Source organism: Blautia sp. MSK20_18, assembly GCF_020553125.1.
Classification (GTDB): Bacteria; Bacillota; Clostridia; order Lachnospirales; family Lachnospiraceae; genus Blautia_A; species Blautia_A fusiformis.
The window spans coordinates 49,932-62,856 of the sequence record NZ_JAJCGR010000003.1 but is presented as its reverse complement, the minus strand read 5'-3'; the positions used below and the strand labels follow the sequence as shown (position 1 = coordinate 62,856).

Annotated in this window: 14 protein-coding genes and 1 pseudogene; 14 read left to right on the top strand and 1 reads right to left on the bottom strand. The window is 43.4% G+C overall.

Annotated features, from left to right (window positions below):
- Nucleotides 1-38: 38 nt before the first annotated feature.
- The 5 genes and pseudogenes from LI091_RS02855 to LI091_RS02835 all read left to right on the top strand — a co-directional run.
- Nucleotides 39-668, top strand: a pseudogene (locus tag LI091_RS02855) (DNA/RNA non-specific endonuclease); the annotation flags it as partial.
- Between the two features lie 173 nt (nt 669-841).
- Nucleotides 842-1,237, top strand: a complete 396-nt coding sequence (locus LI091_RS02850; protein ID WP_015524908.1) for a methylglyoxal synthase — start codon at nt 842-844, stop codon at nt 1,235-1,237.
- Nucleotides 1,234-1,782, top strand: coding sequence for a 16S rRNA (guanine(966)-N(2))-methyltransferase RsmD (gene rsmD, locus LI091_RS02845; RefSeq protein WP_015524909.1), 549 nt, complete (start codon nt 1,234-1,236; stop codon nt 1,780-1,782). The genes LI091_RS02850 and rsmD overlap by 4 nt, the downstream gene beginning before the upstream one ends.
- Before the next feature lie 15 nt (nt 1,783-1,797).
- Complete coding sequence (gene coaD / locus LI091_RS02840) at nt 1,798-2,292, top strand: pantetheine-phosphate adenylyltransferase (RefSeq protein ID WP_015524910.1); 495 nt, start codon at nt 1,798-1,800, stop codon at nt 2,290-2,292.
- Nucleotides 2,293-2,304: 12 nt separating this feature from the next.
- Entirely contained in the window at nt 2,305-2,943 is a 639-nt protein-coding gene (locus LI091_RS02835) for a hypothetical protein (protein WP_015524911.1), read from the top strand.
- On the opposite strand, the gene LI091_RS02830 is transcribed toward LI091_RS02835, so the two are convergent.
- Complete coding sequence (locus LI091_RS02830; protein ID WP_021651491.1) at nt 2,920-3,855, bottom strand: sporulation integral membrane protein YlbJ; 936 nt, start codon at nt 3,853-3,855, stop codon at nt 2,920-2,922. The genes LI091_RS02835 and LI091_RS02830 overlap by 24 nt on opposite strands.
- 82 nt (nt 3,856-3,937) lie before the next feature.
- Between LI091_RS02830 and LI091_RS02825 the strand changes: the two genes are divergently transcribed.
- The 9 genes from LI091_RS02825 (at nt 3,938) to hisG (ending at nt 12,917) form a co-directional block, all read left to right on the top strand.
- Complete coding sequence (locus LI091_RS02825; protein WP_118753140.1) at nt 3,938-5,383, top strand: aminoacyl-histidine dipeptidase; 1,446 nt, start codon at nt 3,938-3,940, stop codon at nt 5,381-5,383.
- 279 nt (nt 5,384-5,662) lie between these two features.
- Nucleotides 5,663-6,475: a GTP pyrophosphokinase gene (locus LI091_RS02820; protein WP_015524915.1), complete on the top strand. Its 813-nt coding sequence runs from the start codon at nt 5,663-5,665 to the stop codon at nt 6,473-6,475.
- 46 nt (nt 6,476-6,521) lie between these two features.
- On the top strand, nt 6,522-8,396 hold the full coding sequence (locus LI091_RS02815) for a YgiQ family radical SAM protein (protein WP_059085707.1): 1,875 nt from the start codon (nt 6,522-6,524) through the stop codon (nt 8,394-8,396).
- Nucleotides 8,359-8,979 (top strand): hypothetical protein, encoded by a 621-nt coding sequence (locus tag LI091_RS02810; RefSeq protein WP_021651487.1) that lies wholly within the window; start codon nt 8,359-8,361, stop codon nt 8,977-8,979. Before LI091_RS02815 ends, LI091_RS02810 begins: the two co-directional genes overlap by 38 nt.
- Nucleotides 8,980-8,991: 12 nt before the next feature.
- Complete coding sequence (locus LI091_RS02805; RefSeq protein WP_021651486.1) at nt 8,992-9,960, top strand: RluA family pseudouridine synthase; 969 nt, start codon at nt 8,992-8,994, stop codon at nt 9,958-9,960.
- Nucleotides 9,944-10,501 carry a signal peptidase I gene (gene lepB, locus LI091_RS02800; RefSeq protein WP_118623957.1) on the top strand — a complete coding sequence of 186 codons (558 nt, stop codon included), beginning with the start codon at nt 9,944-9,946 and terminating at the stop codon, nt 10,499-10,501. The genes LI091_RS02805 and lepB overlap by 17 nt, the downstream gene beginning before the upstream one ends.
- Before the next feature lie 12 nt (nt 10,502-10,513).
- The gene (locus LI091_RS02795; protein WP_015524919.1) at nt 10,514-11,047 is read left to right on the top strand and encodes a Holliday junction resolvase RecU; all 534 of its coding nucleotides are present in this window, start codon (nt 10,514-10,516) and stop codon (nt 11,045-11,047) included.
- Nucleotides 11,048-11,157: 110 nt separating this feature from the next.
- Nucleotides 11,158-12,279: an ATP phosphoribosyltransferase regulatory subunit gene (hisZ, locus tag LI091_RS02790; RefSeq protein WP_114002513.1), complete on the top strand. Its 1,122-nt coding sequence runs from the start codon at nt 11,158-11,160 to the stop codon at nt 12,277-12,279.
- A complete protein-coding gene (gene hisG / locus LI091_RS02785) occupies nt 12,279-12,917 on the top strand; it encodes an ATP phosphoribosyltransferase (protein ID WP_015524921.1) in 639 nt (212 codons plus the stop codon). Before hisZ ends, hisG begins: the two co-directional genes overlap by 1 nt.
- Nucleotides 12,918-12,925: the final 8 nt, after the last annotated feature.

Below are 12,925 nucleotides of genomic sequence, written 5' to 3'. Positions count from 1 at the left end.
TCCTCTGGGAAGATATTTCGGAATCCGCTTCCGATGCAGTGACAGGATTACTTAAACAATCTCAGACGAAGACAGGAGGGCAGACAGAATCTGTTTCTCTGGATCAGATTCCGGAATACAGCGGCAGTCCATATGTGGAGATCAATGGAAATATACCCTCTTTTTCTGATGAAAAAAGCGCAGGACCTGCATACGAATTTTATAGTGAACTAGATTCCCTGGGACGCTGCGGTTATGTAGAATCCAAGATCACACCGGAGCTGATGCCTGTCGAAGAGCGAGGAGCGATCGGAATGGTAAAGCCTACAGGATGGCATACTGTAAAATATGAAAATGTAGATGGCCGGTATCTGTATAATCGCTGCCATCTTATCGGGTATCAGCTGACTGGAGAGAATGCAAACAAGAAAAACCTTATCACAGGAACCAGATATCTCAATGTGACGGGAATGCTTCCTTTTGAAAATGAGGTTGCAGATTACGTGCACAGTACAGGAAATCCCTGCATGTATCGTGTAACTCCGTTTTTTAAGGGAGATGAACTGGTAGCCCGGGGTGTGGAAATGGAAGCCGAATCCGTTAAAGACCAGAAGATATCTTTCCATGTTTTTGTTTATAACATACAGCCGGGAATTGAAATTGATTATACTACAGGAAACAGCTGGGAAGAATAGAGTATATGGAGTAACGTCGGGGAAAATATTAATTTTTCATGAATTTACATGAATTAAATTGCACTTTTTTGGGCGTTATGCTAGAATCAGTTACAGAGTTATATGATTTTACCTATATAAAGGGGAGAAAAGGGATGTAACCCAAGGGCAGAATGGAGAGGTGAATTATGAATTTAGGAATTATTGCGCATAACAGTAAGAAAGTTCTGATTGAAGACTTCTGTATTGCATACAAGAATATCCTTGCCAAACATGAAGTATATGCAACCGGAACAACAGGAAGAAGAATCGAGGAAGCAACCAGTCTTCACGTTCACAAGTTTCTTGCCGGAAGTATAGGCGGAGACAAGCAGTTTATGGAGATGGTAGAGCGTCAGGATCTGGATATGGTGATCCTGTTTTATAACCCTGTCATGATGGACCCGGTAGAGCCGGATATCATGAGCATTGTCAAACGCTGCGACCAGTACAACATTCCGGTTGCTACAAATATTGCCACTGCGGAACTTCTGATCCTTGGACTGGCCCGCGGTGATCTGGATTGGAGATTAAATCTGAAATGAGAGTCATAGCAGGAAAAGCACGTAGATTAAACTTAAAAACCATTCCCGGAAATGAGACACGACCAACAACAGACCGTATTAAGGAAACTCTTTTTAACATTCTCCAGCCTGAAATACCGGGTTGTCGGTTTCTGGATCTGTTTTCCGGAAGCGGAGCGATCGGTATTGAAGCTCTGAGCCGTGGAGCCGAGTATGCCGTATTTGTGGAAAAAAATCCCAAAGCATGCACTTGTATCCGCGAAAATCTTTCATTTACAAAACTCACGGATGGTGGTAAACTGCTGAACATGGATGTGCTTCAGGCACTGCGTTCACTGGAAGGCGGAGAACCATTTGACTGTATTTTTATGGATGCACCATACGAACAGCATCTGGAACAACCAGTCCTTGAGTATCTGGCTGACAGCACTCTTGCAGATGAAAACACGCTGATCGTTGTGGAGGAAGATCTACATACGGATTTTTCTTATGTAGAGGACCTTGGATATCATCTGGTACGTTCCAAGGAATATAAAACCAACAAGCATGTTTTCCTAAAAAAATGAAAGAGAGACAGACATATGATAACAGCAGTATACCCGGGAAGCTTTGACCCGGCAACCTATGGCCATCTTGACATCATTAAGCGGGCAAGCATTTCATTTGACCGGGTTATAGTGGGAGTTTTGCATAATTCTGCAAAAAGTCCGTTGTTTTCTGTAGAAGAACGTGTTAAGATACTAACAAAGGCGACAAAAGATATCCCGAATGTGGAGGTGAAAGCATTCGAGGGCCTGTCAGTGAACTTTGCCAGGGAAAACCATGCCCAGGTGATTGTTCGAGGGCTTCGTGCTGTCACGGATTTTGAATATGAACTGCAGATGGCCCAGACTAATCGTGTTCTGGCACCGGATGTGGACACCGTTTTTCTTACAACCAGTCTGGAATATGCATACTTAAGCTCCACGATCATGAAAGAAGTTGCTAATTTCGGAGGAGATCTGAGCAAATTCGCTCCACGTGAGATTACGGATGCAGTCGAAGAGAAATTGAAAAAAAGAGAAACAGAGAAATAAGGAGAGTGTATTATGAGCAGCAGAATTGAACAGATTATTCAGGAGATTGAAGAGTATGTGGACAGCTGTAAATTCCAGCCTCTTTCCACTACCAAGATCGTAGTGAACAAAGAAGAGATTGAGGAGTATTTACGTGAACTTCGTCTGAAAACTCCGGATGAGATCAAACGTTATCAGAAGATCATCAGCAATAAGGATGCGATCCTTGAGGATGCTCAGGCTAAAGCTGACAGTCTGATCGCAGATGCTCAGGCCAAAGCTCAGGAACTTGTTACACAGCATGAGATCATGCAGAAAGCATATGCACAGGCAAATGAGACCATAAATGCTGCAAACAAGCAGGCTCAGGAGATTCTTGATTCTGCAACACAGGATGCAAACAGCATTCGTCTCAGTGCGATCACATACACAGATGATATGATGGCTAATATCGGTTCTGTCCTGAATCAGACACTTGAAGATGCCGGTGGTAAATACAAAGCATTTATTGATGCTCTGCAGAGCTGCCTTGAGGTTGTTAATCATAATCGTCAGGAGCTTGCACCACAGACTGCTCAGGCAGCGGCAATTTCCAATACCTTCCAGGATGATGACAGTTCTTCTATAACAAAAGAAGACGAAGATCTGTTAGACGATATCGGAGAAAACTAGGATCAGGAATATCGCACTGGCGTTCAGACATTTTGAAATAGCGTAGGGGATCAGTGACAAACTGTTTTCCAATACGCTTTTTGTCTGAGCCATGACGCAAAAGCCACCAAAAGAAGTCAGGAGCATAGAAGCAAGGTATCTGCTTTTCCATGGCAGTGGTGCGCCGGCAATCTGTTTCAGCCCGGTAGTTAGTTCCAGTGGTGCTGTGAACAGCATACAGCTTTGTGCATGAAATGGCCAGTAAAAGCTGATACTGGCGAGTATCAGTGAGAAGAGGAGAATATAGCCCCCGAGACGTGTGATGGTTTCAAATCCGTCCATGATCGAGACATCCAGGATGACTCCTATGGAGTCCTGTTGGTATGTCTCTTTTTTTATCTTGTTTACGCAGACAGAGTCCACGGTATGCCCGCGATATACAACGAAACGAAAAAACAGCATACAAAAGAGATCTGCCGCCAGAAAAGTGAGGATCATCTGTACTGCTGATATCTTATTTTTCAAGAGTATCCCGGAAAGATAGGAAATGATAAATGCGGGACTTGCATTACAGCTAAACGTAAGAAGATATTCCCCTTCTCTGCGGGAAATCTGCTGGTCTATGTACAGATCATGTGCCAGTTTGGCTCCCATAGGATATCCGCATAACAGACCCAGGATCAGAACATAGGCTCCAGCAGGTGAAAGCCCGAAAAACGTTTTCCAGAAGAAAGCAGATGGTTTCAGAAGCTTCCGGATATTTCCAGTTTTTAATAATGCTCCTGTCAGGATCAGAAATGGCAGCAGAGTGGGAATCATGATATTCAACCACAATCCAAGTCCATTTTTTACTCCGGTAAGAGCTTCTTTTGGGTGAAAAAGCAGAAAAAACAACAGGCAGATATAGAAAAATATGATTATTTTTCGTTTCATAAAAACAGGTCCTTGCTTTTTTTACAGTATATGATTATTATAAAAGACAAATGAATTTATGAAGCAGAAGGAGGCAGAATTTATGCCAGTATTAGAAAATTGTGAACCAAAGAGAGTTTTTCATTATTTTGAAGAAATCTGCAAGATTCCTCATGGTTCCAGAAATACAAAACAGATCAGTGATTTCCTTGTGGAATTCGCGAAGGATCATGGATTCAGATATGTACAGGATGAGCTGAATAATGTAGTGATCTACAAGCCAGGCACACCAGGATATGAGAATTCTCCCACAGTGATCATCCAGGGCCACATGGACATGGTATGTGAAAAACGACCGGATGTAGATCATGATTTTACAAAAGATGGTTTGAACATCTCTGTAAAAGATGGTTATATCACAGCCAACGGAACAACTCTTGGCGGTGATGATGGTATTGCAGTTGCTTATGGCCTTGCCCTTCTTGACAGTACAGATATTCCACACCCTCCTCTTGAAGTACTGCTCACGGTTGATGAGGAGATTGGTCTTCTTGGTGCAGTCGGTCTGGACTGCAGCGTGCTGAAGGGAAGAAGATTTATCAATCTGGATTCTGAAGCGGAGGGAAGTCTCTGGATCAGCTGTGCCGGCGGTCTTTCCGGTATCAGCCATATCCCTGTCCAGCGCGTAGAAGGAGAAGGAGAAAAGGTACAGGTCAAAGTCTGTGGACTTATGGGCGGACATTCCGGTGCCGAGATTGACAAGAACAGAGCGAATGCCAATAAACTTATGGGACAGTTTCTTTACGGACTTAAGAAAAAAGCGGAATATGCCCTTATTTCTCTTACAGGCGGACAGAAAGACAATGCCATTACAAGAGAGTGCACCGCAGAATTTCTTACGGATTCCGTTGCTGAGGTAAAAGCTTACGCAAAAGAGCTCCAGGAGCAGCTCCGTGAAGAATATACTGGTTCTGACGAAAACATTACTTTTGAAATAACAGAAAAGGGTACTGCAACAGCAGAGGTTCTTCATCCTACAAGTCAGGAAAAGATCGTATTTTATCTGCAGAATGTACCATTCGGAATCCAGAAAATGAGCGGAACCATCAAAGGCCTGGTGGAAACCTCCAGCAATATCGGTATCCTCCGTCTGGATAAGGACGAGCTTTTTGCAAGTTCCAGTGTAAGAAGCTCTGTAGACGCTGCATGCAGTGCATTATCTGATAAAATTGAATATCTCACAGAATTTCTTGGTGGTGACTATGAAGTACAGGGGGCATACCCGGCATGGGAGTACAGAAAGGAATCTCCATTACGAGATAAAATGGTTGCAGTTTTTGAGGAAATGTACGGACATAAGCCTGAAGTCGTAGCGATCCACGCAGGCCTTGAATGCGGGCTTTTCTATAAAAAAATGGAAGGACTGGACTGTGTATCTCTTGGACCGGATATGAAGGATATCCATACATCCGAGGAGGTTCTCAGCATTGCTTCCACAGAAAGAGTATGGAACTATCTTGTACAGGTCCTCAAAAATCTGAAAGACTGATCCCGTTCGGAGTATGTTCGAACTTTTACCCTGGAGAGACGTAAGGTTTCTCCAGGGTATTTTTATGCCCTGATAAAAAAATATTCATAAAATACAGAATTATACATATATATAGATTTGTGGATGCATCACACAAAAAGGAAAATAATTCTATAATTTTTTAATAAAAAATTGATAAACAATCCCTTTTTTTTCAAAACATATGTTATAATAAAAAATGTATGCCGCTGTCACCAAAACCAAAAAGAGACTGACGGCAGATGATAAGGAGCGAGCAACATGGAAATACAGTTATGGCGAAGTATTTTGTGCCCTTACGAGCTGGCTGTCAAAGAACTGACAGTCAAGTTTAAACATATGATAGAAGAGTATCACGAAAATGATCGTTATTCTCCCATTGAACAAGTCAGTGGAAGAGTAAAAAGTGTTTCCAGTATCCTGGAGAAAATGCAGCGTAAAGATATCCCGATCGAACAGCTGGAAACAGAAATGGAAGATCTGGCAGGAGTACGAATCATTTGTCAGTTTGAAGAAGATATCGATACCGTTGCTGCGATCATCCGAAAAAGAACAGATATGGAAGTCAAAAGTGAAAAGAACTATCTGACGCATATCAAGCAGAGCGGTTACCGGAGTTATCACATGATCCTTTATTATACAGTGGAGACTATTCATGGGCCGAAACGGCTTCAGGTAGAAATACAGATCCGTACCATGGCAATGAATTTCTGGGCAACGATCGAACATTCCCTTCAGTATAAATACAAAGGTGATATGCCTCCTCATGTAGCAGAACGTCTTAGTAAAGCATCCGATGCGATCATTTCGCTGGATCATGAAATGTCTTCTGTGCGCAATGAGATCATGGATGCCCAGAATTCATCTCAGATGCAGTCCAATCTTGTAAAGGATATTTTGAATAATATTGAAAATCTCTACCGTGTTTCCAGTGAACGGGAAGTCAGCAAAATACAGGATGAGTTCCTGCGGGTATTCAAAACCAAGGATCTGCGTCAGCTGGAACGCTTCCACAGGCAGCTGGATATCATTGCAGAGGGTTATCGTGCCCAGGCAGTCCATCACAGCATATGAACACAGGGCAGACAGTACTAATACACATACATACGAGGAATTATAAATGCAGGATTTTTTACCAGTTACAAGAGAAGATATGAAGTCAAGAGGCTGGGATGAGTTGGATTTTGTCTACGTGACAGGAGATGCCTATGTGGATCATCCGTCTTTTGGATCTGCGATCATTGGACGTCTTCTGGAAAGCAGAGGATATCGTGTAGGCATGATCCCTCAGCCTGACTGGCGAAAGAAGGAGAGCATCCAGGTGTTCGGGGAACCGCGCCTGGGTTTTCTCGTTACAGCAGGAAACATGGATTCCATGGTGAATCATTATACGGTTTCCAAAAAGCACCGAAGCACAGATGCCTATTCTCCGGGAGGAAAAATGGGATTAAGACCGGACAGGGCTTCTGTTGTATACAGCAATCTGATCCGGCAGACCTATAAACATACGCCTATCATTCTTGGCGGGATCGAAGCCAGCCTTCGAAGAATGGCACATTACGATTATTGGGAAAATAAGGTCAAGCACAGTATTCTGATCGATTCCGGTGCGGATCTGATTTCTTATGGAATGGGGGAACATTCCATCCTGGAGATCGCAGAAGCCCTGCAAAGCGGGATTCCGGTCCAGGAGATCACATATGTGGCAGGGACGGTTTTTAAAAGCCACGATATCAGCAGGGTTTACGATCCGGTGGTCCTTCCGTCATTTGAACAGGTACAGACTGATAAAAAAGCTTACGCGGACAGCTTTGCCATTCAGTACCGAAACACGGATCCATTTACAGCAAAGCCTCTGGCAGAATCTTATGGGAACCGTGGATATGTGATACAGAATCCACCATCTCAGCCTCTGACGCAGATGGAAATGGACGATGTTTACGATCTGCCTTATACAGGACGATATCATCCCATGTACCAGAAAGAAGGCGGGATCCCGGCACTGAAAGAGATCAAATTCAGTCTGACCAGCAACAGAGGATGCTTTGGAAGCTGTAATTTCTGTGCGCTGACTTTTCATCAGGGCCGCATCCTTCAGACAAGAAGTCACGATTCCATTCTGAAAGAAGCTGAAAAGATGACGGAGGATCCGGATTTTAAAGGCTATATCCATGATGTAGGAGGCCCTACGGCTGATTTTCGTTATCCTTCCTGCAAAAAGCAGCTGACAAAAGGAGTCTGCAAGGAGCGGCAGTGCCTGTTTCCTTCTCCGTGTAAGAATCTGACGGTAGACCACAAGGATTATCTTCAGCTTCTCAGAAAGGTCAGGAATATCCCCAAAGTTAAAAAAGTTTTTGTCCGTTCCGGCATTCGGTTTGATTATCTGATGGCAGACCCGGATAAAACTTTTCTTAATGAGCTTGTGAAATATCACGTCAGCGGTCAGCTGCGAGTAGCACCGGAGCATGTTTCTGATGAAGTCCTGAAGTTTATGGGCAAACCCAGGCACGAGGTTTATGAGGGCTTTCTGAAGGAATATGAAAAAGCAAATGCGCGGACTGGTAAGCAGCAATATGCCGTTCCGTATTTCATGTCGTCCCATCCCGGGTGTACAATGAAGGAAGCCGTGAAGCTTGCGGAATACGTCCGTGATCTTGGATTTACGCCGGAGCAGGTTCAGGATTTTTATCCAACGCCATCAACACTTTCTACCTGTATGTATTACACAGGAATCCATCCGCTGACAGGCGAAAAGGTATATGTGCCGAAAAATCCACACGAAAAAGCAATACAGCGAGCACTGATGCAGTATAAAAATCCGGAAAATCGCGAACTGGTCCTGGAAGGACTTAAGATGACCGGACGTATGGATCTGGTCGGCTTTGGACCGAAATGTCTGATCCGTCCCAGAGAGCTTCATAAAAAAGCCAAAAAAACACAGACAAGGAGTTCGGCACATGAAAGATACCAGAAAAAGAAAAACAAAAAAAGGTGATTTCGGTTATTTTAACAGCGAAAAAAAACGAAGACTCCTGATCACCGCAGGATTATTTTCGCTTCCACTGCTCATTTTCTTTGTGGCGTGGGCCGTCAACGGAACAAGAATGACAGTCTGGACGGTTCTGACCGTAGTAGGCTGTCTGCCAGGATGTAAATCCATGGTAAGCCTGATCATGATCCTGTTACGTCATCCTATGGATGAAAAGCTCTATAAAGAGATCCGCAAGCATGCCGGTGACCTGGTCATGTCCTATGAAATGTACATGACTTTTTATGAGAAAAGCGGTTATCTGGACGCTGTTGCCGTGTGCGGAAATACAGTAGTGGGTTATACCAGTGATCCAAAAGCAGATATCGCCTACCTTGCAGAGCAGTCACAGAAAATCATCCGTAAAAACGGATATAAAGTAGATGTAAAGATCCTGAGGGACCTGAAACCCTATCTGGAACGTCTGGATTCCATGAATGAGCACAAAGAATCTTTAAGAAATGGGATTAAATTCACGCCGGATGAGCGATACCCGGATCTTTCCAGGGAAGAACTGATCAAACATACGATCCTGGCAATCTGTCTGTAGGAGCATTATATAATGAAAGAATTTATCATTAACGAAAACGAGGCCGGACAGCGTTTTGACAAATATCTGGCCAAGCTTCTCCGTGAAGCTCCAAAGAGCTTTTTCTACAAAATGATGAGGAAAAAAAATATCACGCTCAATGGAAAAAAAGCCACCGGGAATGAAAAGCTGTTTTCAGGAGATCATGTAAAACTGTTTTTAAGTGATGAAACATTTGAAAAATTCAGCGGAAATGATTCTGCTCCACGGGCACATTATGCTCTGGATATCATTTACGAGGATGAAAATATCCTGTTGATCAACAAACCGGCAGGAATGCTTTCTCAGCCTGCTGATGACGGAACCCCTTCACTGGTAGAATATCTGACCGGCTATCTTCTGAAAAATGGCTCTCTTACAGAGAATGATCTGAGAACCTTTCGTCCTTCCGTATGCAACCGCCTTGACCGCAATACCAGCGGGCTGATAGCGGCAGGCAAAAGCCTTTCCGGTCTGCAGGAACTTTCAGGGATGTTCAAGTCCAGGGAACTTCATAAATATTACCTCTGTCTTGTGGAGGGAGTTTTAAAAGAAGAAAGATATATCAAAGGTTATCTGGCAAAAGATAAAAAAAGCAATAAAGTAACCATCTATAAACAAGAGAAAGAAAATGCCCTTCCAGTGGAAACAAAGTATTATCCGTTGGGTACCAATGGAACCCGTACCCTTCTTAAGGTTGAACTGATCACAGGACGTGCACATCAGATCCGAGCTCACCTTGCTTCGGAGGGACATTCGATTGTTGGTGATCCCAAATATGGAAAAGCCGATAAAAAACTGAAAGGACAGCTGCTTCATTCTTTTCGAATGGAGTTTCCATCTATGAAAGGAAGCCTGTCATATTTATCCGGGAAGGTCTTTACGGCACCGCTTCCGGAAATCTTTCTCAGAACACTAAAAGAGGAAAAGTTGGAGGAGAGTTATTATGAAAATCTGGAATGAAATATGGGATTACGTCAAGATGATCATCATCGTGGTAGTTGTAGTCCTGGTTATCAACAATGTAGTACTGATCAATGCAAAGATCCCGTCAGAATCTATGGAAAATACCATTATGACCGGAGATCGTATCTTTGGCTATCGTCTGGCCTATGGTCTGAATATGGATGTATTTGGTCACGAGATCTCAAAAAAATGGAAAGATCCGGAACGCTTTGACATTGTGATCTTCAAATATCCGGATGATGAGTCCCAGCTGTTCATCAAACGTATCATCGGTCTTCCAGGAGATAAAGTAGAGATCAAAGATGGTAAAGTTTATATCAATGATTCAGAGACACCTCTGGATGATTCCTTTGTGCCGGAAACTCCTCTTGGAAGCTTCGGACCATACGAAGTACCGGAAAACTGTTACTTTATGATGGGAGACAACCGTAACAATTCCAAGGATTCCCGATACTGGCAGAATACGTATGTACAGTTTGATCAGATCGTCGGAAAAGCGGAGATCCGTTATTTCCCATCCATCAAACTTCTAAATTAAAGGGCAGACTTTATGGCAACATGGAACAGCAGAGGACTTCGTGGTTCTACTCTGGAGGAACTTATCAATCGTACCAATGAGCAGTACAGGGAAAAGGGACTGGCCCTCATACAGAAAATTCCGACACCTATCACTCCGGTTAAAATGGATAAAACCTCCAGGCATATCACGCTGGCATATTTTGAACAGAAAAGTACCGTAGATTATATCGGAGCAGTACAGGGAATCCCTGTCTGCTTCGATGCAAAAGAATGCTGTGTAAAAACTTTTCCCCTTGCGAACATTCATCCTCATCAGGTAGCATTTATGGATGAGTTTGAAAAGCAGAAGGGGATTGCTTTTTTTCTGATCTATTTCAGCGCAGATAATGTTTTTTATTATCTTACCCTTCGTAAGCTGAAGGAATTCTGGAAAAGGATGGAAGACGGCGGACGAAAAAGTTTTCGTCGGGAAGAGCTGGACGAGGAATTTTATCTTTCCGGAAAAAATGGATTTCTGGTTCCTTATCTGGAAGGGATCCAGAAAGATCTGCAATTACGGGATTGACTTTTGGAAAGGTTTCCTATATAATCAAATTTAAGTTTTTCTGTGGTAGCATGGTAGCGAATTAAAGTGAAACACAGGAAATCTCAAAACGTGTTACGGAGGAAATGAACATGCAGCGTATTTTTCATACACCTGAAGGTGTGCGGGACATTTATGGAGAGGAATGCAGCCGCAAAAAACGGCTCCAGAAGGAGCTCCACCAGGTGTTTTCAAGATATGGATATGAAGATATAGAAACACCGGGATTTGAGTATTTTGAAGTGTTCAGCAATGAAGTAGGAACGATCCCATCCAAGGATTTATATAAATTTTTTGACAGAGAGGGAAACACACTTGTTCTCAGACCTGACTTTACACCGTCTGTTTCCAGAGCATGTGCAACTTATTTTGATCCGGAAAAAGGACCTGTAAGACTTTGTTATACCGGAAATACATTTATCAACAATTCCAGTTACAGAGGTCAGATGAAGGAAAATACTCAGATGGGTGTTGAGCATATGGGAGATGATTCTGCAGCAGCAGATGCTGAGATCCTTGCTATGACTGTGGAGTGTCTGAAGGCAGCAGGACTTACCGAATTCCAGGTTAGCGTAGGCCAGGTAGATTATTATAAATCCCTGCTTGCAGAGGCAGATCTGGAGCCGGAGATAGAAGAGCATCTTCGTGAGCTGATCTCTCAGAAGAATTATTTTGGTGTGGAAGAGCTTCTTAAGGGACAGAATTTAGGCGATAACCTTTCCAAGGCTTTTGCTGAACTGCCTCAGATGTTCGGTTCAGCAGAAGTGCTGGAAAAAGCAAAAAAGCTCACCTCCAATCCGGAAGCACTTTCTGCAGTAAAACGACTGGAAGAAATTTATGAGATCCTGAAAGTATACGGCTGTGAGAAATACATTGCTTTTGATTTTGGAATGCTCAGTAAGTTCCGTTATTATACAGGGATCATTTTCCAGGCTTATACATATGGAACCGGTGAACCCCTGATCAAGGGCGGACGCTACAACGAATTGATGAAGCATTTCGGAAAACCGGCCTCTTCCATTGGATTTGCCATTGTGGTTGATAACCTGATGCTCGCGCTTTCCAGACAGAAGCTGACCGTTCCGGCTGGCGATAAAACCATTGTGATCACTTATGATCCGGGAAATCTGAAAAAAGCGATCCAGGAAGCAATGGAGCTTCGGAATAAAGGTAAAAAAGTGGCATTGTGCCCGGCAAAGGAGGAGCAGGACTGATGAGATATCTTACATTTGCCCTCACAAAAGGGCGTCTGGCCAGCAAAACACTGGATATGTTTGAGAAGATCGGTATTACATGTGAGGAGATGCGTGACAAAGATTCCCGAAAGCTGATCTTTACCAATGAGGAACTGAAGCTGAAGTTTTTCCTTGCAAAAGGTCCGGATGTGCCGACTTATGTAGAGTATGGTGCAGCAGATATCGGTATCGTAGGTAAGGATACCATTCTGGAAGAAGGAAGAAAGCTATATGAGGTTATGGATCTTGGATTTGGAGCATGCCGCATGTGCGTATGCGGCCCTGAAAGCGCCAGAGAAGTCCTGAATAACAATCAGCTGATCCGTGTAGCTACAAAATATCCAAATATTGCAAAGGATTACTTCTATAACAAAAAGCATCAGACTGTGGAGATCATTAAGCTGAACGGTTCCATCGAGCTTGCACCGATCGTAGGACTTTCCGAGGTTATCGTGGATATCGTGGAAACCGGAAGCACCCTTCGCGAGAATGGCCTGAAGGTGCTGGAAGAAGTCTGCCCGCTGTCTGCACGTATGGTAGTCAATCAGGTCAGCATGAAAATGGAAGATGAACGGATCCGCAAACTGATCACAGAACTTCGAGGTGTGATCAAATAAACTGAATA